Source organism: Demequina mangrovi, assembly GCF_000759715.1.
Taxonomy (GTDB): Bacteria; Actinomycetota; Actinomycetes; order Actinomycetales; family Demequinaceae; genus Demequina; species Demequina mangrovi.
Window position 1 is genome coordinate 170,791 of sequence record NZ_BBLU01000006.1, and the last position, 25,914, is coordinate 196,704.

The 25,914-nt window shown below is 72.3% G+C and carries 23 protein-coding genes and 1 pseudogene; 16 read left to right on the top strand and 8 right to left on the bottom strand.

Annotated elements, in window-relative coordinates; translation table 11 throughout:
* Window positions 1-670 precede the first annotated feature (670 nt).
* Window positions 671-1,543, top strand: a pseudogene (locus TR42_RS07490) (radical SAM protein); the annotation flags it as partial.
* Window positions 1,544-1,790: 247 nt separating this feature from the next.
* Window positions 1,791-1,967, top strand: coding sequence for a hypothetical protein (locus TR42_RS15025; protein ID WP_161786630.1), 177 nt, complete (start codon window positions 1,791-1,793; stop codon window positions 1,965-1,967).
* Here TR42_RS15025 and TR42_RS14270 read toward each other — a convergent pair whose 3' ends face one another.
* Entirely contained in the window at window positions 1,968-2,555 is a 588-nt protein-coding gene (locus TR42_RS14270) for a TetR/AcrR family transcriptional regulator (protein ID WP_052405778.1), read from the bottom strand.
* Window positions 2,556-2,670: 115 nt separating this feature from the next.
* On the opposite strand from TR42_RS14270, the gene TR42_RS07500 reads away from it, so the two are divergent.
* The 3 genes from TR42_RS07500 to TR42_RS07510 all read left to right on the top strand — a co-directional run bounded on the left by TR42_RS07500 (window position 2,671) and on the right by TR42_RS07510 (window position 8,955).
* On the top strand, window positions 2,671-5,109 hold the full coding sequence (locus TR42_RS07500) for a glycoside hydrolase family 3 C-terminal domain-containing protein (RefSeq protein ID WP_042214499.1): 2,439 nt from the start codon (window positions 2,671-2,673) through the stop codon (window positions 5,107-5,109).
* 5 nt (window positions 5,110-5,114) lie between these two features.
* Window positions 5,115-7,859, top strand: coding sequence for a glycoside hydrolase family 3 protein (locus TR42_RS07505; protein ID WP_052405780.1), 2,745 nt, complete (start codon window positions 5,115-5,117; stop codon window positions 7,857-7,859).
* Between the two features lie 79 nt (window positions 7,860-7,938).
* A complete protein-coding gene (locus TR42_RS07510) occupies window positions 7,939-8,955 on the top strand; it encodes a CE1 family esterase (protein ID WP_052405783.1) in 1,017 nt (338 codons plus the stop codon).
* 13 nt (window positions 8,956-8,968) lie between these two features.
* Here the strand turns inward: TR42_RS07510 and gnd are convergent, their stop codons facing one another.
* The 3 genes from gnd to TR42_RS07525 are packed head-to-tail and all read right to left on the bottom strand — an operon-like array spanning window position 8,969 to window position 12,385.
* Complete coding sequence (gnd, locus tag TR42_RS07515) at window positions 8,969-10,006, bottom strand: phosphogluconate dehydrogenase (NAD(+)-dependent, decarboxylating) (RefSeq protein WP_042214616.1); 1,038 nt, start codon at window positions 10,004-10,006, stop codon at window positions 8,969-8,971.
* Window position 10,007: 1 nt separating this feature from the next.
* Window positions 10,008-11,429, bottom strand: a complete 1,422-nt coding sequence (gene zwf, locus TR42_RS07520; RefSeq protein WP_042214501.1) for a glucose-6-phosphate dehydrogenase — start codon at window positions 11,427-11,429, stop codon at window positions 10,008-10,010.
* Window positions 11,426-12,385 carry an SDR family NAD(P)-dependent oxidoreductase gene (locus TR42_RS07525; protein ID WP_042214502.1) on the bottom strand — a complete coding sequence of 320 codons (960 nt, stop codon included), beginning with the start codon at window positions 12,383-12,385 and terminating at the stop codon, window positions 11,426-11,428. Before TR42_RS07525 ends, zwf begins: the two co-directional genes overlap by 4 nt.
* 203 nt (window positions 12,386-12,588) lie before the next feature.
* On the opposite strand from TR42_RS07525, the gene TR42_RS07530 reads away from it, so the two are divergent.
* From TR42_RS07530 to TR42_RS14275, 3 genes are all read left to right on the top strand, one after another.
* A complete protein-coding gene (locus TR42_RS07530; RefSeq protein ID WP_042214504.1) occupies window positions 12,589-13,098 on the top strand; it encodes an O-acetyl-ADP-ribose deacetylase in 510 nt (169 codons plus the stop codon).
* A 56-nt stretch (window positions 13,099-13,154) separates the two neighbouring features.
* Window positions 13,155-14,006 carry a hypothetical protein gene (locus tag TR42_RS07535; RefSeq protein ID WP_042214505.1) on the top strand — a complete coding sequence of 284 codons (852 nt, stop codon included), beginning with the start codon at window positions 13,155-13,157 and terminating at the stop codon, window positions 14,004-14,006.
* A gap of 118 nt (window positions 14,007-14,124) precedes the next feature.
* Window positions 14,125-15,393: an HNH endonuclease gene (locus TR42_RS14275; protein WP_052405785.1), complete on the top strand. Its 1,269-nt coding sequence runs from the start codon at window positions 14,125-14,127 to the stop codon at window positions 15,391-15,393.
* Between the two features lie 84 nt (window positions 15,394-15,477).
* On the opposite strand, the gene TR42_RS07545 is transcribed toward TR42_RS14275, so the two are convergent.
* Both TR42_RS07545 and TR42_RS07550 read right to left on the bottom strand, forming a co-directional pair.
* Window positions 15,478-15,705, bottom strand: a complete 228-nt coding sequence (locus TR42_RS07545) for a hypothetical protein (protein WP_042214507.1) — start codon at window positions 15,703-15,705, stop codon at window positions 15,478-15,480.
* A gap of 20 nt (window positions 15,706-15,725) precedes the next feature.
* Window positions 15,726-16,793, bottom strand: a complete 1,068-nt coding sequence (locus TR42_RS07550; protein ID WP_042214508.1) for an NAD-dependent epimerase/dehydratase family protein — start codon at window positions 16,791-16,793, stop codon at window positions 15,726-15,728.
* Between the two features lie 112 nt (window positions 16,794-16,905).
* On the opposite strand from TR42_RS07550, the gene TR42_RS14280 reads away from it, so the two are divergent.
* Window positions 16,906-17,589: a DUF8548 family protein gene (locus tag TR42_RS14280; RefSeq protein ID WP_052405788.1), complete on the top strand. Its 684-nt coding sequence runs from the start codon at window positions 16,906-16,908 to the stop codon at window positions 17,587-17,589.
* Between the two features lie 143 nt (window positions 17,590-17,732).
* Window positions 17,733-18,470 (top strand): DUF8548 family protein, encoded by a 738-nt coding sequence (locus TR42_RS07565; protein ID WP_042214513.1) that lies wholly within the window; start codon window positions 17,733-17,735, stop codon window positions 18,468-18,470.
* A 36-nt stretch (window positions 18,471-18,506) separates the two neighbouring features.
* Here the strand turns inward: TR42_RS07565 and TR42_RS07570 are convergent, their stop codons facing one another.
* Together TR42_RS07570 and TR42_RS07575 are read right to left on the bottom strand one after the other, a co-directional pair.
* Complete coding sequence (locus tag TR42_RS07570; protein ID WP_052405790.1) at window positions 18,507-19,007, bottom strand: GNAT family N-acetyltransferase; 501 nt, start codon at window positions 19,005-19,007, stop codon at window positions 18,507-18,509.
* Between the two features lie 71 nt (window positions 19,008-19,078).
* Window positions 19,079-20,059 carry a quinone oxidoreductase family protein gene (locus tag TR42_RS07575; protein ID WP_042214515.1) on the bottom strand — a complete coding sequence of 327 codons (981 nt, stop codon included), beginning with the start codon at window positions 20,057-20,059 and terminating at the stop codon, window positions 19,079-19,081.
* A gap of 52 nt (window positions 20,060-20,111) precedes the next feature.
* Here TR42_RS07575 and argC point away from each other — a divergent pair, with 52 nt between their 5' ends.
* From argC to argR, 6 genes are all read left to right on the top strand, one after another.
* Complete coding sequence (argC, locus tag TR42_RS07580) at window positions 20,112-21,161, top strand: N-acetyl-gamma-glutamyl-phosphate reductase (protein WP_236623397.1); 1,050 nt, start codon at window positions 20,112-20,114, stop codon at window positions 21,159-21,161.
* Window positions 21,158-22,333 carry a bifunctional glutamate N-acetyltransferase/amino-acid acetyltransferase ArgJ gene (gene argJ, locus TR42_RS07585; RefSeq protein WP_042214519.1) on the top strand — a complete coding sequence of 392 codons (1,176 nt, stop codon included), beginning with the start codon at window positions 21,158-21,160 and terminating at the stop codon, window positions 22,331-22,333. The genes argC and argJ overlap by 4 nt, the downstream gene beginning before the upstream one ends.
* A 74-nt stretch (window positions 22,334-22,407) precedes the next feature.
* Window positions 22,408-23,256 (top strand): acetylglutamate kinase, encoded by an 849-nt coding sequence (gene argB / locus TR42_RS07590; RefSeq protein WP_425305730.1) that lies wholly within the window; start codon window positions 22,408-22,410, stop codon window positions 23,254-23,256.
* On the top strand, window positions 23,253-24,488 hold the full coding sequence (locus TR42_RS07595) for an acetylornithine transaminase (protein ID WP_042214522.1): 1,236 nt from the start codon (window positions 23,253-23,255) through the stop codon (window positions 24,486-24,488). Before argB ends, TR42_RS07595 begins: the two co-directional genes overlap by 4 nt.
* A complete protein-coding gene (argF, locus tag TR42_RS07600; protein WP_042214523.1) occupies window positions 24,485-25,426 on the top strand; it encodes an ornithine carbamoyltransferase in 942 nt (313 codons plus the stop codon). Before TR42_RS07595 ends, argF begins: the two co-directional genes overlap by 4 nt.
* Complete coding sequence (gene argR, locus TR42_RS07605; protein ID WP_042214525.1) at window positions 25,408-25,911, top strand: arginine repressor; 504 nt, start codon at window positions 25,408-25,410, stop codon at window positions 25,909-25,911. Before argF ends, argR begins: the two co-directional genes overlap by 19 nt.
* Window positions 25,912-25,914: the final 3 nt, after the last annotated feature.

Here is a 25,914-nt window from a genome sequence, read left to right on the forward strand (position 1 = left end):
GGCGCCGGAGCCGCTCGACCGATGCCCTCGGGGAGGGAGCGGGTCCGGCGCCTGTGAGATCTAGGAGGCCGCGAGCGCGGCGCGGCCTGCTTCCATCCACTCGCGGCGACGGATGTAGGTCGCGCGATAGCGGCACTTGGCCGAACAGTGGACGGCGTCGGCACGGAGCGCGGCGGGGATCGGGCCGCGACACAGAGCGCACGTGCGGGAGTCGGTCACGGGGGCACCTCCAGAGGGTCGAGCGGCTCACAAGGCGGGTTCCCTGCCTCTGAAGTAGGAGTAGGCCGGGGTACTCGCGTAGGGGCCCGATTCGGGCGGTTTCGGAGGGCGCGGACGCGCATCGTTACCGGGCCGCAATCAAGGGACGCCGAGCGGGGCGCCGGGGCGGGCGGGCGGCGTGGTGAAACGGTGGTGAAGTGGTGAAAGTGAGGGTCTCCCTAGTTACTCGCTATGAGAAGAAGAAGAGATCTCCATAGCGGGTAACAGGGAACAGGGTCACTTTCACCACTTCACCACTCCCGGCCGCCTCCGGCGCCCCTCCCGGCGACGTCGCCCGGGCACGAGAAAGCCCCCGCCGCGATCGCTGGGGGGCACCGATCGGACGGGGGCAGGTTGGCTAGTGTAAACGGGGTGCGCGGTCGGCCCGACGGTCAGGGATGAGAAAAGTGATCACGCTTGCGTCTACTGCTTCGCGCGACCCTCGCATCGCTACCTCGAGCTCGACGCCGGGGTCGACTTCGACAGCCAGATCATCGTGAAGATCAACATCGCCGAGGCGCTGCGCAAGGACCTCGCGAAGCCGTCGTGGGGTCGCGAGCACGTCGCGCTCGGCACCAACACGGATCCGTATCAGCGCGCCGAGGGCCGTTACCGTCTCATGCCCGGCATTATCCGGGCGCTCGCGGACGCGGGCACGCCCATGTCGATCCTCACCAAGGGCTCGCTGCTGCGGCGCGACCTCCCGCTCCTGGCCGCGGCGCGCGAGTCCGCGCCGGTAGACCTGGCGCTGTCCATCGCCATCGCGGACGATGCGCTGCAGCAGGCCATCGAACCCGGGACCCCCACCACGCAGGCGCGGCTCGCGACGGTCACCGCGGCGGTCGAGGCGGGCTTCGACGTCGCCGTCTTCATGATGCCGATCCTGCCCTTCCTCACCGACTCCGAGGAGCACCTCGACGCCGCCCTCGCGCGGATCAAGGCGGCCGGCGCCTCGTCCGTGACCTACACCGCGCTCCACCTGCGACCCGGGGTGAAGGAGTGGTACGCGCAGTGGCTCCACGGGCATCGTCCCGACCTGGTGCCGCGCTACCGCGAGCTCTACGCCGACGGCGCCTACGCACCGAAGGAGTACCGGCGCAGGCTCGCGGCGCGGATCAAGCCGCTCATCGCCGCCCACGGGCTCGAGCGGACGGTCGAGGATCCCAACACCGGATCGATGGGCTCGCGCGCGAATGCGCGCGACGACGAGGGCGAGTGGCGGCGCACCCGCGCCTACGGCGAGGAGGCGCCCGCGCCGCGGGCGGAGCCGCTCACGCTGTTCTGACGCCCGTTTTGCCTCGCGGGCGAGCCATGATCTAGGGTCGGATCAGGTCCATCCGGACCTCCTCCTCGAGACGAGCAGGGCCCCGGCCCGCCGCTCACCCGCGGACGTGATCCCCGACGGATCCCGCCCGTGCTGACAGTCCGAGCCGCCGACCGGCCGCGTCAGCCCACCGCTTCGCGCGAGGCATCGTGACCATCCGCTGCGTCCTGCCCGACAGCTCCTCCGTAGCACGTACGAAGGAGCACCCATGTTCACCATCGACCACCTCTCGATCGCCCAGGCCGACCGTCTCGCCGGCGACGCTCTCGCCGAGCGCGCGCCGTTCGGGGCGATCCGCCGTCGTCTGCTCGGCTACGAGGCGAAGGTACTGGCTCGCCTTCTCGCCCGGGTACGCGAGGCGGAGACCCGCGCCGCGCGGGTCTGATCAGTCGAGGCAGAAGGCGGAGCGGAGCATCGTCTCCAACTGGGCCGGAACGTCGATCCGGCCCGGGTGGAGCGCGTCGTAGATCTGCATCCCGTCCCAGCTCGCGACGATGACGGCCGCCCGGTCCTCGGGGCTGAGCGGGTCGTCGTCGCGTCCGGTCTCCTCGCGCTGCGCGCGGATGGTCCACGCCATGACGGTCGTCACCATGTCGTGACGGCGCTGGAGCGTCTCGCGTGCCGGGTGGTCCTCGGCTCCCGCCTCGGCCATGAGGACTGAGAGCAGCTGGACCAGGCCGGGCTTGTCCGCGTTGCGCGCCGCGGCGGAGGCGAAGCCGCGCGCGATGAACTCGGCGCTCATGTCCTGCGGCATCTCGGTCGGCATCGCCTGCGTGTCGTGCCACTCGATCACCGCGAGCAGCAGCGCGGTCTTGTTCCCGAAGTGGTGGATCAGCGTCGAGTGGTCGACGCCGGCCTCGCGCGCGATGCTCCGCAGCGAGGCGCCGTAGAAGCCCTTCTCCGCGAAGGCCGTCGCCGCGCTCTCGACGATCGACTGCTTGGTGGCGCGCCCGGTCGCGTAGCCGTCAGGCATGGCGCCTCCTCTCGATCCAGGCGCGACGCCGCCGATTTTCCACCAAGCGGTGGAAGTTGCTACAGTCGCTGCCAGAACTCCACCGCACGGTGGAACTTGACCAAGGTAGCGATTGATGACGATCTCCGACAACCGACGACGCTTGCGGACCGAGATGACCCTCGCCGAGAAGGCGTCGCTCATGTCGGGCGCCAACTTCTGGAACACGAAGGCGCTCGACCGCGTGGGCGTGCCCGCGATCATGCTGACCGACGGCCCGCACGGGCTGCGCAAGCAGGGCGGTGCCGCGGACCACCTCGGGCTCAACGCGTCGATCCCCGCCACCTGCTTCCCGCCCGCCGCGACGCTCGCCAACAGCTGGGACCGCGACCTGCTCGAGCGCGTCGGTGCGGCGCTCGGCGCCGAGGCGGCCGCCGAGGACGTCAGCGTGCTCCTCGGGCCGGGGCTCAACATCAAGCGCAACCCGCTGGGCGGACGCAGCTTCGAGTACTTCTCGGAGGACCCGGTGCTCGCCGGCATGCTCGCCGGCGCGCTGGCGCGCGGCATCCAGTCCCGCGGCGTGGCCGCATGCCTCAAGCACTTCGCGGCCAACAGCCAGGAGACGCACCGCATGAGCATCGACGAGATCGTCGACGAGCGCGCGCTGCACGAGACGTACCTCGAGGGCTTCCGCATCGCGCTCGCCGAGAGCGACGCGTGGACTGTCATGACCTCGTACAACAAGGTCAACGGCACCTACGCCAACGAGCACCCCGAGCTCCTCCAGGGGATCCTTCGCGACCGCTGGGGCTTCGACGGCCTCGTGGTCTCGGACTGGGGCGGCAACAACGACCGCGTCGCGGCGGTCGAGGCCGGCTGCACCCTCGAGATGCCGTCGACCTCGGGGGTCACCGACGCCGAGATCGTGGCGGCGGTCGAGGCGGGCACGCTCGACGAGGCCGCGCTCGACGCGCGCGTCGACGAGCTGCTCGCGCTGATCGACCGCACGTCCGGGCACGATGCGGCGACCGCCGATCACGACGCGCACCACGCGCTCGCGGTCGAGGCGGCGCGACGGTCCGTCGTGCTGCTGCGCAACGAGGACGACGCGCTGCCGCTGGGCCCCGCGAGCGGCCGGATCGCCGTCATCGGCGACTTCGCCGAGACGCCGCGCTACCAGGGTGCGGGCAGCTCGCTCGTGAATCCCACCCGGGTCGACTCGGCGTTGGAGGCGCTGCGCGCCTCCGACCTCGACGTCATCGGCTACGAGCCGGGCTTCACGCGCATGGACGGCGCCTCCGCGGGCCGCCGCCGTCGCGCGGTCCGCCTCGCCGAGCGCGCCGACACCGTGCTGCTGTTCCTCGGCCTCGACGAGTCCGCCGAGGCGGAGGCCGTCGACCGCGCGCACCTGCGCCTCGCGCAGAACCAGCTCGCGCTGGTCGACGCGCTCCGGGGCACCGGCGCCCGCATCGTCGTGGTGCTCGCCGGCGGCGCGCCGGTGGAGCTGCCGTTCGCCGAGGACGTGGACGCCATCGTGCACGGCTACCTCGGGGGACAGGGCGGCGGCGGTGCCGTGGTCGACGTGCTCACCGGGGTCGTCGACCCTGGCGGCCGTCTCGCGGAGACGTACCCCCTGCGCTACGAGGACGTGCCGTCCTCGGCGACCTTCGCGCGCACCGAGGCGACCTCGGAGCACCGTGAGAGCATCTACCTGGGCTATCGCTACTACGACAAGGTCGGGATGCCGGTCCGCTACCCGTTCGGGCACGGTCTCAGCTACACCTCCTTCGCGTACTCGGGCCTCGAGGCGGGGCCGCGCTCCGCGCGCGTGACCATCACGAACACCGGCGCACGCCCGGGCACCGAGACCGTCCAGCTCTACGTCGAGGCGCCGGGCGCGGCGGTCGGCGAGATCCGCGCGGTCAGGGAGCTCGCGGGCTTCGCGAGGGTCGCGCTCGAACCGGGGGAGAGCGCGACCGTCGAGATCGTCTACGCCGAGCATGCCTTCGACGTGTTCGACGCGCGACGCTCGGACTGGGTCACCGTGGGCGGCGCCTACGCGATCCTCGCCGGCGCCTCGTCCCGCGACATCCGTGCGCGCGCAGGGCTCGACGTCACCGGCGTGGCCATGCCGGACGCCGATGCGGCGACGCTCCCGCACTACGTCGACGGGCGTGTCGAGCGGGTGGACGCGGCCGAGTTCGCGGCGCTGCTCGGGCGTCCGCTCCCGGCTGCCGAGTGGCCGCGCGGGGTGTCGCTCACACGCGACGACATCGTCGCCCAGACGGAGGGCCGCGGCGGCTTCGCCGGGCTGCTGCACTGGACCATCCGCACCACCTCGCGCCTGCTCATGGCGCTGGGCCGGCCGCACGCGGCCAACAACACGAACTTCGTGCTCGACCTGCCGTTCAGGTCCGTCGCACGACTGAGCGGGGGGATGGCGGACGACCGCATGGTCGACGGCCTCCTGCTCATGGTCAACGGCCGGTTCTGGCGCGGTCTGCGCCAGACGGCTACCGCATGGCTCGCGCTGCGCCGACGCACGCGCGCCACCCACCGCAACGAAGAGGGCTGAGAAGCATGGCAACCCGCAAGGAGATCAAGCAGGAGGCGGTCGCGCGCGTCAAGGACGAGCGCGCGGCGAAGCGTGCCCGCAAGGACGAGCTCGAGGCGATGACGTCCGACGAGCGCACCGCCGCGAAGGCGTCCGACAAGACGGCCGCACGCGACGCGAAGGCCGCCGCCAAGGAGGAGCGCGCCGAGGTGCGCTCGACGATGAACCGCGCCCAGCGCCGCGAGCTCAAGCGTCGCGAGCGCGTCTACCGCAAGGTCAAGCACCGTCCCCGCCGCGCGATCGGCTGGGGCCTCACCGCCGCCGCCGGCATCGGTGTCGTCGCGCTCGCCGCGCCTTACGCCAGCGCCTTCGGACGCATCGCCGGCCTCGAGTTCAACGATGCCGGCCCGGAGGCCGTCGCCGCTCGCGAGGCGGCGCTCGAGGTGGTCGAGGCCATCTCCGACGAGGGCATGGTCCTCGTGCAGAACGACGACGACGTCCTGCCCCTCGCCGACGCGGCCAAGGTGAACGTGTTCTCGTTCGCCTCGTTCAACCTGCTCCTCGGAGGCGGAGGCTCGGGCGGCACCGCGGTCGCCGGTGCGCCCACGCTGTACGAGGGCCTCGAGGGCCAGGGCATCGAGTACAACGAGGACCTCTACGCGACGATGGAGGAGGCCGGCGCCGAGCACACCGAGGGTTCGAGCAACTTCCTGGTGCAGATCGCCGAGATGGCGATGGGCAATGCGGGCAACGCCGAGCCCGCCCCCGACTACCTGACCGACGAGGTCATGGAGCAGGCCGCGGGCTACTCCGACACCGCGATCGTCACCATCGGCGTCGCGGGCGGCGAGGGCACCGACCTCACGCAGGAGGGCCTGCAGCTCACGGACGAGCAGATCGCTCTGCTCGACACCGTGACCGCCCACCAGGACGACGTGATCCTCGTGGTCAACGCGGGCAACCAGATGGAGCTCGGCTTCGTCGAGGACTACCCGCAGATCAAGTCGGTCGTGTGGATGGGCATCCCCGGTCCGCAGGGCGCCGTCTCGCTCGCCAAGATCATGTCCGGCGAGGTCAACCCCTCGGGCCGCCTCACCGACACCTACGCGTACGACGTCGCCTCGGCGCCGGGCGCCGAGAACCTCGGCAGCCACAGCTACACCAACGCCGACCGCGCGTTCCTCGAGTACGAGGAGGGCATCTACGTCGGCTACCGCTACTACGAGACCCGCTACCTGGACGACGAGGCGGGCTACGAGGCCGCCGTGCAGTACCCGTTCGGTCACGGCCTGTCGTACACCGACTTCCAGTGGGACGCGATCGAGCCGGTCATCACCGATGACACGGTCACGGTCGACGTCGAGGTGACCAACACCGGCGACGTCGCGGGCAAGGACGTGGTGCAGGCCTACTTCTCCGCGCCCTACAACGGCGGCATCGAGAAGTCGGCGATCGAGCTCGCGGGCTACGCCAAGACCGGCGAGCTCGAGCCCGGCCAGTCCGAGACCGTGACGATCGAGTGGGACGTCCAGGACATGGCGTCCTGGGACACCGAGGCGGGCAACTACGTGCTCGACGCGGGCGACTACGCGATCTCCATGGCCACGAACGTCCACACCCCGGTCGCGACCTTCGACCATGAGGTCGCGGACGCGGTGGTGTACACGGCCGACGCGGACACCGGCTACGAGTACGCGAGCCAGTTCGCGTTCGCCGAGGGCGACGTGACCTACCTGTCGCGCGACGACTGGGAGGGCACCTACCCGACCGCTCCCGACGGCACCGAGGAGGCCTCCGACGAGGTCCTCGCGCTCATGGACCCCGAGATCGTGCCGGCCGAGGGTGAGGCACCGACCTACGGCGCCGACAACGGCATCGAGCTCGCCGACCTGGTCGGGCTCGACATGGACGACCCGCAGTGGGACGCGTTCCTCGACCAGCTCACGCTCGACGAGACGATCGAGCTGTTCTCGTACGGCGCCTACAAGACCGCCGAGGTCGACCGCCTGGGCATCCCCTCGATGACCATGCTCGACAGCCCTGCCGGCCTGAACTCGCTGTTCGCCTCGCTCGAGGCGGCGGCCTACCCGTCCGAGATCGTGATCGCTTCCACCTGGAACGACGAGCTGGCCTACGCGGTCGGCGAGTCGGTGGGCACCGAGGCCGGCATCTACGGCGTCGACGTCTGGTACGCGCCCGGCATGAACCTCCACCGCACCGCGATGGGCGGGCGTGACTTCGAGTACTTCTCGGAGGACCCGCTGATCTCCGGCAAGATGGCCGCCGGCATGGTCAACGGCGCGCAGGACCAGGGCGTGCTCACCACCATCAAGCACTTCGTGCTGAACGACCAGGAGGTCAACGCGCGCTCGGGCATCAACGTCTTCACCTCCGAGCAGGCGCTGCGTGAGCTGTACCTCGCGCCGTTCGAGATCGCGGTGAAGGAGTCGGCGCCGACCGGTGCCATGAGCTCCTTCATCAACATCGGCGGCAAGTGGGCCGGCGGCAGCTCCGAGCTGCTGCAGAACGTGCTGCGCGGCGAGTGGGGCTTCGACGGCTTCGTCTCGACGGATGCCGTGCTCGGCTCCTGGATGGACCCCGCTCAGGCGGCGCTGAACGGCAACGACGTGATGCTCGCGGTGCTCGCACCTGGCACCGTGTCGGCGACCGAGGCAGCGGTCGAGGAGGACCCGGTCGGCATCGGCAACGGCCTGCGTGACCGCGTCCACCAGCTGCTCTACACGGTGACCCTCACCGGCGCCCTCAGCTGACGCCACGTGGCGGTGGGGCGGCCCTGTTGGGGTCGTCCCACCGCCGCTTCTTCTTTCCCGCCTCGTCGAAGGAGACGACATGCCCGACGCCACGCCCGCCACCGACGCCCCGACGCGGCGCCGTCCCCGCTGGAAGAAAGCGCTGGTCTTCACCGGCTCCGTCCTCGGCGGGCTCGTGCTCGTCGGCGGGGCGCTCGGCGCCTGGTTCCTCTACGCGCCCGCTCCCGAGGAGCCCTCGCTCGCCGCATCCGTCGAGCGACGGACGCTCGAGGTCGACGGCATGACCCGCGAGTACGTCGCGGTCGTGCCCGACGACCTGGCGGACGATGCGCCCGTGGTGCTCGCCTTCCACGGCTCCCGGATGGACGCCGAGGGCATGAGGGCCGCGGCCGGCTACCGCTTCGACGAGCTCGCGGTCGAGCGCGGCTTCATCGCCGTGTACCCCGAGGGCTACGAGCAGACGTGGCACGGCTGCCGTGCCGAGACGCCGTACCCCGCACGGACCGAGGACATCGACGACGTGGCCTTCGCTCGTGCGGTGGTCGCGGACGTCGCCGCCATCGACGGCGCGAGCGAGGAGCAGGTCTTCGCGACCGGTCTCTCCAACGGCGGCCACATGTCGATCCGCCTGGCCGCCGAGGCGTCCGACCTGGTCGCGGGCATCGCGCCCTTCGCCGCGGCGTACCCGGCGGAGAGCAACAACGTGTGCGAGGTCTCGGACGAGGCCGTGCCGACGATGCTCGTGCTCGGCACCGGCGACCCGGTCAACCCCTTCGAGGGCGGCGAGGCCGGCACGTTCGGCGGCAGCCTCGGCGAGGTGCTGTCGGCGCACGAGAGCGCCGTGACGCTCGCGGTGCTCAACGACGCCGACCTCACGCCGCAGGTCGCCTCGTTCACCAACACCGATGCGGAGGGCGACTCCGACGTCACCCTCACCGCCTTCGCGGGCGAGGCGCCCGTGCTGCTGTTCTCGGTCGAGGGCGGCGGGCATGTGGTCCCGAACCCGGTGTACACGCAGCCGCGCGTCATGGGCGGCACCACGGAGTTCCTCGACGGGCCGCTCGCGGTGGTCGAGTTCTTCCTCGGCGAGCGCTGAGGCGGGGAGCCCGCTACTCCCCGGTGGGCTTCTCCTCGTGGCCGCCGAAGCCCTTGCGCATGGCGGAGAGGGTCCGCTGCGCGTAGTCGTCGAGGTCGCGCGAGGCGAAGCGCGAGTACAGGGCCGTGGTGAGGACCGGCGTGGGCACGCCCTCGTCGATCGCCGCGATCGAGGTCCAGCGGCCCTCGCCCGAGTCGGAGACGCGCCCGGAGAAGCCGTCGAGCGCCGGGTCCGCGCGGAGGGCCTCGGCGGTGAGGTCCAGCAGCCACGAGCCGATGACCGAGCCCCGTCGCCACACCTCGGCGACGGCGGCGGTGTCGATGTCGTACCGGTAGTGCTCGGGCTGCGCGAGAGGTGCGGTCTCCGCATCGGCCTCGCGTTCGCTCGCGCCGATGTTCGCGTTCCTCAGGACGTTGAGGCCCTCGGCGTACGCGGCCATGAGCCCGTACTCGATGCCGTTGTGGACCATCTTGACGAAGTGCCCCGCGCCGGTGGGCCCGCAGCGCAGCCACCCCTCCTCGCCGGGCTCGAGCAGCCCCGGCACGCCGTCGGTCGCGATGCCGCGCGTGCGCTCGGCGGCCTCCACGCCCGGCGCGATCGAGCGCCACAGCGGGGACAGGCGGGTGACGGTGTCCTCGTCGCCGCCGATCATGAGGCAGAAGCCCCGGTCCAGGCCGTGCACTCCGCCGGAGGTGCCCACGTCGACCAGGCCGATGCCTCGCTCGACCAGCATCGCGGCGTGGGCGAGGTCGTCCCGGTAGTAGCTGTTGCCGCCGTCGATGATGGTGTCGCCGGGCTCGAGGACGTCGGCGAGCGCCTCGATCACCCGCTGGGTCACGGGCCCGGCCGGCACCATCACCCACACCGCACGCGGCGCCTCGAGCGCCTCGGCGAACGCGCGCATCTCGCGCACCGGCAGCGCGCCGTCCGCGACGAGCGCGTCGATCGCCTCGGCGTCGACATCGTGCACGGCCACCGTGTGCCCGTCGCGCAGGAGCCGCCGGGTGAGCCCCGCGCCCATCCTGCCGAGGCCGATCATGCCCAGCTGCATGTCATGCTCCCTTCGCGTGAGCGGCGCCGCGCGCCGCATCGTCCTTCATCACCGGTGCGTGCCAGGGGCCGTCCGCGCCGATGAGCGTCTCCGCCTCCGTCGGGCCCCAGGTGCCGGGCGCGTAGCGGATGGCCGGTGCGTGATCGCTGAGCACCCCGTCGACCACGCGCCACGCGGCCTCGACGGTCTCCTCGGCGGTGAACAGGGCGCGATCGCCCTCCATCGCGTCCGCGAGCAGCCGCTCGTAGGGATGGCGCGAACCCGCGCCGCCGGTGCTCACCACCAGCTCGCGCTGCTCGCCCACGAACTCCTCGCCCGGGGTCTTCACACGGGCGCCGAGAGCGATCTCGCCATCCGGCTGGAGGCGGAAGCGGAGGTGGTTGGGGTGCTGCGCCATCATCGCGTCGTCGAAGAGCGCCTGAGGCGGCTTCTTGAACTCGACCACCACCTCGTGCGCGGTCACCGGGAGATGCTTGCCCGTGCGCAGGTACCAGGGCACCCCCGCCCATCGCCACGAGTCGATGAACAGCCGCACCGCGGCGTAGGTCTCGACGTCGGAGCCGCGCGCGACGCCCGGCTCGTCGCGGTAGCCCTCGAACTGGCCGCGCACGATGTCGTTCCTGGTGAGCGGCCGGATCGCGCGGAACACGTTGGCCTTCGCCTCGTGCACCGCGCTGTAGCCCTGGTACGCGGGTGGCTCCATCGCGAGCCGCGCGACGATCTGCAGCATGTGGTTCTCGAGCACGTCGCGCAGCGCGCCCGCGGTGTCGTAGAAGGCTCCGCGGCCCTGGACGCCGAAGTCCTCGGCGATGGTGATCTGCACGCTCGCGACGTGGTCGCGGTTCCACACCGGCTCGAGGAACGAGTTCGCGAACCTGAAGTAGAGGAGGTTCATGATCTCGTCCTTGCCGAGGAAGTGATCGATGCGGAACACCGCGTCCTCGGGGAACGCGCGCCTGATGACCGCGTCGAGCTCGCGCGCGCTCGCGAGGTCCCGGCCGAAGGGCTTCTCGACCACCACGCGCGCGTCCGCGTTGAGGCGCGCGCCCTCGAGTCCCTCGACCACCGTCGCGAACATCGACGGGGGGATCGCCAGGTAGTGCAGGGGGCGTCGTGCGTCGCCCAGGGTCTCCGTGAGCCGGGCGAAGGTCTCCGCGTCGCGGTAGTCGCCGTCGACGTAGTGCAGCAGGCCCTCGAGGGTCGCGAGCGCATCCGGGTCGTGGTCGGGGACAGCGGCGGCGACGGACTCGCGGGCGCGCTGCCTCAGGTCGTCGATGCCCCAGCCCGAATAGGCGACGCCCACCACGGGCACGTCGAGCTCGCCGTGCGCGACCATGCCGTAGAGCGCGGGGAAGATGAGCTTGCGCGCGAGGTCGCCCGTCGCGCCGAAGAACACCAGCGCATCGGCCGGATCCCCGGTCATGCGGCGCCTCGCGCACGAGCCGCGGCCGCCGCGGCCTCGACGTCCATGCGTGCGCCCGTGAGCTCCTGCGACGCTCTCCAGACGTCGGCGACTCCCGCCTGGATCGACGCGCGCCGCAGCAGGTAGCGGCGGGTGGGCGGCCCCGAAAGCCCCCAGCGCGGACCCCAGAGCGTCCCTCCGCGCGCGCCCGCGTCCGTGGCGGCGCGCAGCTGCGGCAGCGCCCCCTCGGCGGGAGGCATGCCGCGCTGCTCGGCGAATGCCTCCCAGAACGGGCCCTGGCGGCCCCCTCCGCCCTCGCGGACTGTCCGCTTCTGGAGATCGGTGTGGGAGATGCCCGGGTGCGCGCACAGCGCCCGGGCGCTGGTGCCGGCGTCGCGCAGGGCCGCGTTGAGCCCCATCGCGAACTGGAGCGCGGCGAGCTTGGACTGCCCGTAGGCGCGCCAGTCCTCGTACTCGCCGTCGAGGTTCGGGTTCGCGGGGTCGAGCGGGCGTGCGTTGAGACGCGCGATCGAGGTCGTGGTGACGATGCGCGCGGCGGGGGCGGCGAGCAGGCGCGGCAGCAGCGCGTCGGTGAGGGTCCAGTGGCCCAGGTGGTTGACGGCGAGCTGCATCTCGAAGCCGTCCTCGCTGCGCCGCTCGGGCATGGCCATGACGCCTGCGTTGGCGAGGAGGAGGTCCACCGCATCGTGCCTCTCGGCGATGCTCGCGGCGGCCTCGCGGACCGACGCCTGCGAGGCGAGGTCGATCGGCACCGTCTCGAGCGAGGCCTCGGGGACCTCGGCGAGGACCGCGGCCCGCGCATCGTCCGTCTTCTCGGGATCGCGGGCGGCCATGACGACGTGCGCGCCGCGCCTGGCGAGCTCCCTCGTGCACACGAGGCCGAGGCCGCCGTTCGCCCCGGTGACCACGGCCACCCGGCCGGTGAGATCGGGGATGTCGTCCGCGGTCCAGCTCATGAGGCCTCCTCGTGTCCGTCCTGGTTCCATCCAAGGCCAACCGCGGCGACGGCGCGAGTGTTCCGCGGGGCCCCCGGGCGTGGGCGGGATCCCAGGGCGTTCGCCGGGCGAGCGCGGCACATCGCCCCTACTGTGGGCGCAAGGGACGCATCGGGGGAGGTCCCACGCATGGGGGTGCGCATGGGTGTCGGGGGAGCGGCCGCATGACCGCGATCATGTCGGTGAGGCAGACGGACATCACCGTGCTCGCGGTCGACGCGATCGTCAACGCGGCGAACGAGTCGTTGCTGGGCGGCGGGGGCGTCGACGGCGCCATCCATCGTGCCGCGGGACCCGGACTCCAGGACGAGTGCGAGACCCTGCACGGCTGCCCGACGGGGTCCGCGAAGATCACCGGCGGGTACGCGCTGCCGGCACGGCACGTCATCCACGCGGTCGGTCCCGTGTGGCATGGGGGCGACCGCGGAGAGGCCCTCGCGCTCGCCTCGGCCTACGCTGCGGCGATCGCCCTCGCGCAGGAGCACGGCTGCCGGACCGTCGCCTTCCCGTGCATCTCGACGGGGATCTACGGGTACCCGAAGGCGCAGGCGGCCGAGGTCGCGGTGCGGGCCGTGGGGCGGGCTCTCGCATCGGCGCCGGCGGTCGAGGACGTGACGTTCTGCGTCATGGACGACGAGAACCTCGCGATCTACCGGGGGATCCTCGGGCGGTAGGGGCGCCGGTGCCGCCTTGCGGCGCCCCGCCGGGACGTGCTCGCTAGGGTGCTCGGGTGAGGGTGCTGCGCGGGTCCGATGCCGGGGAGTGGCTGCAGCGACGGCTGTTCGCCTCGGACGGGGTGGGGTGCTTCGCCGGAGCCGGCTTCGAGGCGTACGCGCGGATCCTGCATCCGCTCGACGGGCGCCGGCTCGACTGGACCGACCGCGGTGACGGGGTGGTGCCGCGCGTGGTCGACGAGCGGATGTGGACATGGGCGGAGGCTGCGCACGCGCTCGGGCGGGAGCTGTCGCCGCTCGTCGCGACCGCGGAGTCGCTTCTCGGGATCGGCGGCGCGCGGTGGGACGACGGCTGGGAGGCCGACATTCCGCGGCTCGGTTGGCTCGATCCCGCCCTGTTCGCGGCACTGGTGCCCGTGCTGGCCGGGGCGACCTCGACGCCGGACGATGCGGTGCTCGGCGTGTGGGGCGGCTGGGCCGAGCTTCATGGCGACGAGGGTGCGGTGGCGACGCTCGCGCTCGCGGGGGAGGGCGTGCCGGTGATGTACGGCCGTCCCGGCGTGGGGCGGGAGGTGCGCGACGCCCTGCGCGAGGGCGCCTTGCTCGCGGTGCCTCCGCGCGACGGCTGGTCGGAGGCGGCCTATCGCGACTATCTCCTTCTCGGCTGCGCGCTGTCGGAGCTCGCCGATCCCGACTGGGGGTATGACGCAGGGCTCGGCTGGGACCGGCCGTGGCGCTCGCCGACGCCCCAGCTGGTGTGGCCCGCCGACCATGCCTGGCTCGTGTCGACCGAGATCGACCTGGACTCGACCTTCGTCGCGGGCTCGCGGGCGCTGGTGGATGCGGTGCTGAGGGTGCCCGGCCTCGAGGTCGTGGAGGTGGGGGAGCGCGACCTGCTCGAGAGGTGAGGCGGTACCGCTCCCCGTGGGTGATGTCCCCAGACCCCGCTTCGGTGAAGTTATCCACCCTGGTAAACATGTGGAAATTCGATCTCGCGTTGTCAGAGGTCGGTGGTGAGATGGTCGCATGACGTTCTCCATCGCTCGGCTCGACGCGGCGCTCGAAGCGCTGCGTGGATTCGACGGCCGGGAGCTCGCGGATCTGAGCCCCGAGGAGTACCGCGCCTTCGCGGAGGCGACCTCCGCGCTCTACCGCCACGCGGGCGTCGCCGCCTCGGCCTCGGGGGCGGAGGGCTTGCGCCGGGCGAGCGCCTCGGGTGCACCGACGCCGTCTCAGACCGCGGTTCATCGCCGCGAGGTGGCACGGAGTCTCGGTGTCGACGAGCGCGGGGCGCAGCAGCTCATCTCCGCCGGCGCCTCCTCGCGTGAGACGCGGTACGCGCACGTCGACCGTGCGTTCCGCGACGGGCGCATCGGAGCCGCCTCCGTCGAGATCCTCGCGCGGACCCTCGACTCTCTTCCCGATCGTCCGGCCGATCGCGAGGAGCGGCTGGTGGCCAAGGCCGCGCGACTCTCCGTGCGCGAGCTCCGCCGCGCGTGCGAGCAGGCGGTGGCGCTCGTCGACCGCGAGGCGTTGGAGGCCAAGGAGCGGCGCCATCGGGAGAACCGCGAGCTCGTGGTCGGGCGTGACGCCGACGGCATGGTGACCTTGCGTGCCCGGCTCGACGCCGCTTCGGCCGCGCCGATCGTGGCCTGGCTCGACGCTCAGGTGCGGGATGCCTTCCAGCGGCGCCGCGACGACGCGGTGGTCGAGGCTTCGGATAGGCGCACCGCACCGCAGGTGCGTGTCGACGCGTTGGTCGCGCTCGCCCAGCATGGACTGGGATGCGAGGAGCCCGGCGCCGGCGTGCGTACCGAGGTGGTGGTGCGCCTCGACCCCGAGGGACTCGAGAGCGGCGTCGGGCTCGGGAGCTGCGACTCGCTCGACGGTCCGGTGAGCGCCGGCACGATGAGAATGATGGCCGTGGACGCGAGCATCGTGCCTGCGGTGATCGGTGGCGCGAGCGTCCCCCTCGACTGGGGGCGAGCGAAGCGGCTCTTCAGCCGTGCCCAACGGCGGGCGCTGGTGGAGCGGGACGGCGGGTGCGCATGGTGCCTGGCCCCGCCCTCGTGGTGTGTCGTGCATCACGTGAGGTATTGGCGGGAAGGAGGCGGGACGGACCTGGACAACGGTGTGCTCCTCTGCACGGGATGTCACGTGCAGCTGCACGCCTCGGAGTGGGAGCTCGAGATGAGGGCCGGCTATCCGTGGCTCATCCCTCCCGCATCGGTGGACCCGGCGCGCACCCCGATCCCGGGCGGCGTCAGGCGCCTCGATCCGAGGTGCGCGGCATGACCCGGGGGAGAGCCCTGCCCTCGGTCCGCGGACGGGTGGTGGTGTCAGCGGCGGCGGCGGCGGTCACGGAGGCGGCGATGCCCCTCACCCGATCCCGCCCACGAACATGCTCGCGATCCCCACCACGCCGAGCACCACCCCGACGAACGCGAACGCGCGCGTGGGCGCGTGCCGGCGGTTGAGCGCATAGCCGCCGAGCGCGAGAAGCACGGCGACGAACGCGAGCACCGGCACCGTGAGACCCACCATCCCGAGCACGGTCGAGGCGATCGCGAGAGGGAACGCGACCTCGGGATCGTCGTGGTCAGCCATCGGGTGGGTTGCCGCCGGGCTCAGCCGTCGGCCGGAGGAACCTCGGCGATGACCCGCGCGAGAGCGTCGAGGTAGATGCCTGCCACCGCGTCGAGCATGCGGTTGGCGCGGTCGTCGACGGTCTGGCGCGCCGCGTCCGCCTCGAACCACGCGATGGCCTCCGCCATCCCGACGTCGAACGGGATCCGCGCCTCCCACCCGGGGACCAGCCGCTTGATCTTGGAGGTGTCGTAGACCGCGGCGTGCATCTTGTCGCCGTAGATCCCGCCCGCCGAGGCCGGGCTCGCCGCCACCAGCGCGTCGGAGGGCACATGGACCGCGAGCTCCGCGAAGCGGGAGGCGTCGAGGCCTGCGGCCCGAGCGATCGTCGCGTGGATGCCCTCCCAGGTGAGCGCCTCGTCGGAGGTGACGTGGACCGCCTCGCCCAGGGCGGCCGAGTTGCCCAGCAGGCCCAGCATGGCCGCCGCCACGTCGCGCGCGTGAGTGAGCGTCCACAGCGACGTGCCGTCGCCCGGGATCGGGATCGGGGCGCCCCGGCGCATCCGGTCGACCAGCGTCCACGGATGGGAGGAGTTTCCTGTGTAACCCGGAATCTTCGACGGTCCGTAGGTGTGGGCGGGCCGCACGACGGTCCATGCCAGACCCGCCTCGGGTGCCCGTGCCCGCAGCACGGCCTCGCACTCCGCCTTGAGACGTGCGTACTCCCAGAACGGGTTCTCCTGCGCGGTGTCCTCGGTCAGCGGATGGAGCCGGTCGAAGGACCGGTACGAGGCGGACGTGGCCACCAGCACGTACTGGTCCGTGAGCGGTGCGAAGGTCTCGACGTCCGCGGCGACGTGCTCGGGGGTGAAGGCGATGAACTGGACCACCGCGTCGAAGCGCTCCCGACGCAGCCGGGCGCCGTGCAGCACCGACCGCAGCGCCTCGGCGTCGGTGGCGTCCGCGTGGATCACATGCGCACCCGGCGGCGGTGTCGCCGCCTCGGATCGGCCGCGGTTGACGAGCGTGAGCTCGTGGCCTGCGGCGCTCGCCAGACCGGCGAGCTCGGACGAGATGAGGCCGGTGCCTCCGACGATGAGGATGCGCATGCGACGAGCCTAGGACGGTCCGTAGGAATCCGTCAGCAGCTTCATCCGGTATGTGGGTTATCGCTGATTTGCAGGACTGTCGCGGCCCTGCCGGTCGCGGTAGCGTGGCGGCATGGTCGAGGACCTGGTGCCGAATCTGAGGGCGGCGCTGGCCGGGATCCTTCCCCAGGGGTGGCGCGACTCCGCGCCCTGGGGATACCCGGGCCAGAGCGAGCTCGCGCTCATCACAGGAGTGTTCGCCGCGCAACTGCATGCGCAGGCGGTGGCCGACGTGGCCGACAGCGTCATGCGCCGGCGTCCCGGCAGCCTCCTCGACGACCTCGCGGATCTCGAGGCCGTCGACCCCGTCGACCTGCGCCGCATCATCGGCGAGCGCTGGGGCGACTCGACCGTGCTCGGCGTGCCGCGCCGACGCGCTGACGTCATCCACGAGGCCGCGCGCCTGCTCGTCCACACCGGGGTGCGCACCTCGCGCGACCTCCAGGACGCCGCCATCACGCGCGGCGACCACCTCGCGACCCTGCTCCAGTCCGTGCGCGGCCTCGGACCGGGGACCTGGGCGTCGATCGCGTTCATGAGCCACGCGTCGGTCCTGCCGGACGATGCGGTGGTCGCGCTCGTGCGCGACTCCCTCGAGGCCGAGCGGGGGGACGTGGTGCTGGACCGTGAGAAGGTCGGCGACCTCATCCGCCTGTCGGCCGCGCGCATGGCCGTGGACGAGCGGGTGCTCTCCTACGCCCTCGGCCGCCGGGCCGAGGAGCTCGCTCGCGAGAAGGGCATCGTCGCCGCGTCGTGACGGCGCACCCGCGCTGGGTCCGCGCGGCGCGCATGCTCGACGCCGCTGGATGCGCCGCCCGCGCGAGGATTCGCGGCATTGGTGCGGACACGCCCGAATCCGCCCCTCCGGGTCCCCGGTGCCCGGCACGGTAGCGTCGCGCCATGGTCGAGACCCTGGTCCCCAGCCTGCACGCGGGCCTCGTGGCGATGCTGCCCCCGGGGTGGCGCGACTCGGCGCCGTGGGGCTACCCGCGGCACAGCGAGCTCGCCCTCATCGCCGGCGTCTTCGGCGCGCAGCTGCCCGCGCCCGCGGTCGGCACCGTGATCGACACCGTCATGGTCAACCGCCCCCAGCGCGGCTTCGACGACCTGGTGGACCTGGTCGAGCTCGGCCCGATCGCCCTGCGGCACATCCTCGGCGCGCGCTGGGGCGACAGCACCGTGCCGGGTGTCGACCGTCTGCGCGCCGACGTGGTCCACGAGGCTGCGATCGCCCTGGTCGAGTCGGGTGTCTACAACGCCGCGTCCCTCGGCCAGGTGGCCCGGCAGCACACCGAGGAGCTCGGCATGCGGCTCCAGGACGTGCACGGCCTGGGTCCGGGCACCTGGGCGTCGATCTCCTTCATGGCGCATGTGCCGTCGCTGCCGGGGCATGCGGTGATGCGGATGGTGCACCAGGCCCTCGCCGCCGACCATCCAGACCTCGAGCTCGAGCCGGCCGAGGTCGCGGAGCTGCTCATGCTGACCGCGGAGCGGATGGCGACCCGCGAGCGCGTGCTCGCCTACGCCCTCAGCAAGCTCGCGGGACCCAGCAAGCGGCCCGAGCCGGCCGAGGCGGAGGGCGATGCCGCGACCGAGGGTGCGGCCGATGGCGCGACCGAGGCGGTCCCAGCAGGCTGACGGGCTGCCCGTGCGCTCCGAGCGACGCGCCGTCGCTCAGTAGACGGCGCGCGCGAGCAGCGCCACGTGCACGGTCCCGCCGCGCGTGTGCTGCTCGGCGACCCTCTGGAATCCGAGGTGCTCGTGGAACGTGACCGAGCCCGGGTTCGGAGGGTCGAGCTGGACCTCGGTGGTCACCTCGGTGGCTCCGCGCTCGCGCGCGCGCTCGAAGACCGACTCGTACAGCGCCCGGCCCACGCCCGTGCCCTTGGCGGACTCGTGCACCACGATCCTGTCGATGTACTGGTGCCGGACCCCGCGCTCCTCGAACCACCGGTAGTTCTCGGACTCGTACGGCTGACCCATGCCGAGGCTCAGCAGGAACGCGATGATGCGGCGCGAACGGTCGGTCGCCACGAGGGCGACGTCGCACATCGCGTGGAGCGAGATCAGGTCCTCCTCGGAGAGGAGGTTGACCGCGGGGGACGCGGCCGCGTTCAGCTCGGCCACGGCCGAGATGTCCGTGGCGCGCATCACGCGGAGGCGGAGGGTCTGCATGCGCACATTCTGCCTGGGAGATGTGTCGGGCGCGTGTCGAGCGGGCGACACGCCGATGTTGACCCGCGGGTTCAGGGGTGAAGCAGCAGCTTCCCGCTGGTCGCGCGCGATTCGAGCGCGCGATGCGCCTCCGCGGCCTCCTCGAGCGAGTACCCGCGATCGATGCGCACGCTGAGGTCCCCGAGCAGGATCCCGTGGAAGATGTCGCTCGCGCGCCACTCGCGCTCCTCGGCCTCGGCCGTGAAGTCGGCGAGCGTCGGGCGGCTCAGCACCACCGAGCCGGCGGAGTTGAGGCGCTGCGGGTCGACCGGCTCGACCGGGCCCGAGGCGGCGCCGAAGAGCACCATCGCGCCGCGCCGGTGGAGCGAGGCGAGGGAGCCGTCGAAGGTGGTGCGACCCACGCCGTCGTAGACCGCGGCGACGCCCTCGGGGACGATGCCGCGCACCGCCGCGGGGAGGTCGGTCGCGATGTCGTCCATGAGGTCGTAGCGGAGCACATGCGAGGCGCCGGCCTGGAGCGCGATGCGCTCCTTGGCGTCCGACCCGACGGTGCCGATGACCGTCGCGCCGCGCGCGACCGCGAGCTGGGTGAGCAGCAGGCCCACGCCGCCCGCGGCGGCGTGCACCAGCACCGCGTCGCCCGGCATCACCGCGTACGAGGACGTGACGAGGTAGTGCGCCGTGAGCCCCTGGAGCATCGCGGCGGCGGCCATGTCGAGCTCGACGTCCTCCGGCACGGGGTAGACGTCGGAGACGGACAGGCTCACGTACTCGGCGTAGGAGCCCTGCGTGAACGCCCACGCGACGCCCTCGCCCTCTACCAGGTGCTCGACGCCCTCGCCGACCTCGACGATCGTCCCGGCGCCCTCCTTGCCCGGCACGAAGGGGAGGTCCATGGGGTAGGCCCCGGAGCGCTGGTAGGTGTCGATGAAGTTGACGCCGGCGGCCTCGACGCGGACCACCACGTGGCCGGGCGTGGCGACAGGACGCTCGAGCTCGACCAGCTCGAGCACCTCGGGGCCACCATGCCGCGTCACCTGGATCGCTCTCACGGGCAGCATCGTACGCGGTGAGGCGCTGAATCATGCAATCGCATGTATGGTTATGCATATGAGCATCCGTGTCGCTGTGTCAGGTGCCTCCGGCTACGTCGGAGGGGAGGTGCTGCGCGTGTTCTCCGGCCACCCGGACGTCGAGTTCGGCGCCCTCACCGCGCACTCGAGCGCGGGCGACGCGCTCGGGGCGCACCAGCCGCACCTGCGGCCCCTCGCGGACCGGATCATCGTCGAGACCAGCGCCGACACCCTCGCGGGGCATGACGTCGTGGTCCTCGCGCTCCCGCACGGCGCGAGCGCCGAGATCGCCGCGCAGCTCCCGCCCGAGACCCTCGTCATCGACTGCGGCGCGGACCACCGCCTCGCCGACCCGCAGGCCTGGGCCGAGTACTACGGCGGCGCGCACGCGGGCACCTGGCCCTACGGCATGCCCGAGCTCATCACGCCCGAGGGCCACCAGCGCGACGCCCTGCCCGGCACCCGCCGCATCGCCGTCCCCGGCTGCAACGTCACCGCCGTCACCCTCGCGCTGCAGCCCGGCATCGCCGCGGGCGTGGTCGACCCGACCGACATCGTCGCCGTCCTCGCGAACGGCTACTCGGGCGCGGGGAAGAAGCTCGCGCCGCACCTGCTCGCCTCCGAGGCGCTCGGCGCCGCGGCGCCGTACGCCGTGGGCGGCTCGCACCGCCACATCCCGGAGATCGTCCAGAACCTCACCTCGGCCGGCGCGGCCGACGTGCGCCTCAGCTTCACCCCGACGCTCGTGCCGATGGCGCGTGGCATCCTCGCGACGGTCACCGCGCCGCTCGCCGCCGGGGTCAACGTCGAGGCCGTGCGCGCCGCGTGGGAGACCGCGTACGCCGACGAGCCCTTCGTCCACCTGCTGCCCGAGGGCCAGTGGCCCACCACGGCGGCGACGCTCGGCGCCAACACGTGCCTCATGCAGGTCGCGGTCGACGGCAAGGCGGGACGCGTCGTGGTCGTCGCGGCCATCGACAACCTCGTCAAGGGCACGGCCGGCGCCGCGCTCCAGTCCATGAACGTCGCCCTCGGCCTCGAGGAGACCCTGGGCCTCAGCACGATCGGAACCGCACCGTGAGCATCACCGCAGCGCAGGGATTCCTGGCATCCGGGGTCGTCGCCGGCCTCAAGTCGACGGGCGCGCGCGACGTCGCCCTCGTGGTCAACACCGGCCCCGAGAAGGTCGCGGCGGGCGTCTTCACGTCGAACCGCGTGGTCGCCGCTCCCGTGACCTGGTCGCGCCAGGTCCTCGCCGACGCCCGCGTCGATGCGGTGGTCCTCAACTCGGGCGGCGCGAACGCCGCGACCGGCGCCGAGGGGTTCCTCGACACCCACCGCACGGCCGAGCACGTCGCCTCGGCGCTCCAGGGCTCCGGCCGCGACACGTCGCCCGGCGACGTCGCCGTGTGCAGCACCGGCCTCATCGGCGTGCGCCTGCCGATGGGCCGCCTCCTCGACGGAGTGGACGATGCGGTGGCGACGCTGACCGAGGACGGCGGGGCCGATGCGGCGCTCGCCATCATGACCACGGACACCGTGCCCAAGGAGGCCGTCGCCGGGTCGGACGGCTGGACCGTCGGCGGCATGGCGAAGGGCGCGGGCATGCTCGCCCCGGGGCTCGCCACGATGCTGTGCGTCATCACCACCGACGCGTCGCTCGACGCCTCGCGCGCCGACGCCGCGCTGGTCGACGCCGTGCGGTCGACGTTCAACCGCGTCGACTCCGACGGCTGCATGTCGACCAACGACACCGTGCTGCTGCTCGCGAGCGGCGCCTCCGGCATCGTCCCCGAGGAGGGCGCCTTCGAGGACGCGCTCCGCGCGGTGTGCGCCGAGCTCGCGCGCGGGCTGGTCGCGGACGCCGAGGGCGCGAGCCACGACATCGCGGTGACCGTGGCCAACGCCACCACCGAGGACGCCGCCGAGGCGGTCGCGCGGGCCATCACGCGGTCCAACCTCTTCAAGGCCGCGATCTTCGGCAACGACCCCAACTGGGGGCGCATCATCTCCGCCGCGGGCACCGTCCCGGAGGACGTCGCGCCCTTCGACGCGACGCAGCTGGACGTCACCGTCAACGGCGTGCAGGTGTGCCGGGCGTCGGGCGTCGGCGACCCCCGCGAAGGGGTGGATCTCACCGGCCGCGAGGTCCGCATCGTGCTCGATCTCCACGCCGGCGACGCCGAGGCGACCGTCTGGACCAACGACCTCACGCACGACTACGTCCACGAGAACAGCGCGTACTCCTCATGAACGGGACCCCGGTGAACACGATCCCCACGCCCGACCTCACCCCGCAGCAGAAGGTGGGCGTCCTCATCGACGCCATGCCCTGGATCGAGCAGTTCGCGGGCGCGATCGTCGTCATCAAGTACGGCGGCAACGCCATGATCGACGAGAACCTCAAGCGCGCCTTCGCGCAGGACATCGTCCACCTGCGGCTGCTCGGCCTCCACCCGGTGGTCGTCCACGGCGGAGGCCCGCAGATCTCGGGGATGCTGAGCAAGCTCGGCATCGAGTCCGAGTTCCGCGGCGGGCTCCGCGTCACCACGCCCGAGGCGATGGACGTGGTCCGCATGGTCCTCACCGGCCAGGTCTCGCGCGAGCTCGTCGGGCTCATCAACGACCACGGCCCGCACGCGGTGGGGCTGTCGGGCGAGGACGCCGGGATGCTGCAGGCGAAGCGTCGCCACGCGATCGTCGACGGGGAGGCGGTCGACGTCGGCCTCGTCGGGGACGTCGTGAAGGTCAACCCGGGCGCGGTCACCGACATCATCGAGGCCGGCCGCATCCCCGTGGTGAGCACCGTCGCGCCCGATGTCGACGACCCGACCCAGGTGCTGAACGTCAACGCCGACACCGCCGCCGCGGCCCTCGCGATCGCGCTGCGCGCCCGCAAGCTCATCGTCCTCACCGACGTCGAGGGGCTGTACTCGGCCTGGCCGGACCGCTCGTCGCTGATCTCCGAGATCAGCGCCAAGGAGCTCGAGGACATGCTGCCCTCGCTCGAGTCGGGCATGCGGCCCAAGATGGAGGCGTGCCTGCGCGCCGTCCGCGGAGGCGTGCCGCAGGCGCACGTCATCGACGGTCGCGAGCCGCACTCGATCCTCGCCGAGGTCTTCACATCGGCGGGCTTCGGGACGATGGTGCGCCAGGACAAGGAGGTCTGGGTATGACGGACCTGGGAACGCACGGCGAGGCGGGGCTCGAGCGGGGCAGGGTCGACCTGCAGCGCTACGGGCACGCGCTCATGGGCACGTACGGCGAGCCGATGCGCGTCCTCACCCGCGGCGAGGGCAGCTGGGTGTGGGACGCCGACGGCAACCGCTACCTCGACCTCCTCGGCGGCATCGCCGTCAACGCGCTCGGTCACGGCCATCCCGCGTGGGTCGCCGCGATCGCGCAGCAGGCCGCGACCCTCGCCCACACCTCGAACTTCTTCGCGACCGAGCCGCAGATCCGGCTCGCCGAGCGCCTCCTCGAGCTCGCGCAGGCGCCGCACGGCTCGCGCGTGTTCTTCTGCAACTCGGGGACCGAGGCCAACGAGGCCGCCTTCAAGATGGCGCGCAAGACAGGCAAGCGCACCGTCATCGCGCTCGAGGGCGGCTTCCACGGCCGGTCCATGGGCGCGCTGTCGATGACCCACAAGGAGGCGCTCCGCGCGCCGTTCGCGCCGCTGCTCGAGCACATGGTCTTCGTGCCGCGGGACGACGTCGACGCGCTGAAGGCCGCCGTCGCCGAGAACGCCGCGGACCTCGCGGCGATCATCCTCGAGCCCATCCAGGGGGAGTCGGGCGTGCGTCCGCTGTCGCACGCGTTCCTCGCGATGGCGCGCGAGCTCACGCTCCGCCACGAGGCGCTGCTGGTGATGGACGAGGTGCAGACCGGGGTCGCGCGCACCGGCGCCTGGTTCGCGCACCAGCTCGCCGGGATCCAGCCCGACGTCATGACCCTCGCGAAGGGCCTGGGCGGCGGCTTCCCCATCGGCGCGGTGATCGCGTTCGGGGAGAAGGCGGGCGGGCTGCTCGTCAAGGGCGACCACGGCACCACGTTCGGCGGCAACGCGCTCGCGGCGGCCGCCGCGAACGCGACGCTCGACGTGATCCAGGAGCAGGACCTCCTCGCGCACGCGAAGACGGTCGGGGAGCACCTGCGCACGTCGCTGGAGGCGCTTGACGGGGTGGTCGAGGTGCGCGGCGAGGGGCTGATGCTCGGGATCGGCCTCGCGGCGCCCGTGAGCGCCGCGGTCGCGAAGGCCGCGGTCGACGCCGGCTTCATCGTCAACCCGCCGTCGCCCGACACGATCCGTCTGGTGCCGGCCCTCACCCTCACCACGGCGGAAGCCGACCTCTTCATCGCGTGGATGGCCGAGCACGCCACCCGCCTCATCTCGGAAGGCTCCGCATGAGCGACCGTCCCACCCGCCACTTCCTGCGCGACGACGACATCTCCGCCGCCGAGCAGCGCGAGATCCTCGAGCTCGCCCTCGCGTTCCGGAAGGACCGCCACCTCGAGCAGCCCTTCGCGGGCCCGCAGGCGGTCGCGATCATCTTCGACAAGCCGTCGACCCGCACCCGGGTGTCCTTCTCGACCGGCGTCGCCGAGCTGGGCGGCTACCCGCTGGTGATCGACTCCGCGACCTCGCAGCTGGGACGCGGCGAGCCGGTCGCCGACACGGCGCGCGTGCTCGAGTCGATGGTGAGCGCGATCGTGTGGCGCACCTTCGGCCAGGAGCTCATCGAGGAGATGGCCGCGCACTCGAGCAAGCCGGTGGTCAACGCGCTGACCGACTCGTTCCACCCGTGCCAGATCCTCGCCGACCTCGCGGCGGTGGCCGATGCGCGCGGCGGCGTCGACGCCCTCGCCGGCCTCTCGCTCGCGTACGTGGGCGACGGCGCGAACAACATGGCGCACTCGTACCTGCTCGGCGGCGCCCTCGCCGGGATGCACGTGCGGATCGGGGCGCCCGCCGACTACATGCCCGACGAGCGCATCGTCCTCGACGCGAAGCGCATCGCCGCGGAGCAGGGCGGCTCGATCACCGTCACCACCTCGCACGACGACGCCGTCGCGGGCGCCGACATCATCGCCACCGACACCTGGGTGTCGATGGGCGACGAGGACCAGTACGCCGCCCGCGCGCACGTCTTCGGCGGCTACCAGGTCAACGCCCACAGCCTCGAGATCGCGAACGACGGCGCCCAGGTGCTCCACTGCCTGCCGGCGTACCGCGGCAAGGAGATCACCGCGGACGTCATCGACGGCCCGCAGTCGATCGTGTGGCTCGAGGCCGAGTACCGGCTCCACGCGCAGAAGGCGCTCCTCGCATGGCTGGCACGACGATGAGCCACGGCGTCCCGCACACCAAGGCCGCGCGCCAGGCGCTCGTGCGCCAGCTCATCGAGGCGAACAGCGTCGAGTCGCAGACCCAGCTCGCGGCGATGCTCGAGACCGAGGGGCTCCACGCGACCCAGGCGACGCTGTCCCGCGACCTCGTCGAGATCGGCGCCATCAAGGTCCGCAACGCCGACGGCCGGCTCACGTACGCGACGCAGGCGATCCTCGAGTCGATCGAGGACACCGGCGCGCGCCTCAACCGCCTGTGCGCCGAGCTCCTGCATTCTGCTGCCGGGAGCGCCAACCTCACCGTGCTGCGCACGCCGGAAGGCGCCGCGCAGTTCCTCGCGATGGCGATCGACTCGCACGACGACCCCGACCTGCTTGGGACCGTCGCCGGGGACGACACCATCCTCGTCATCGCCGCCGATCCGCTCGGCGGCGAGCGCCTCGCAAGCAAGTTCCTCGACCGCGCGAGCGGTCTCCACAGCTGAACC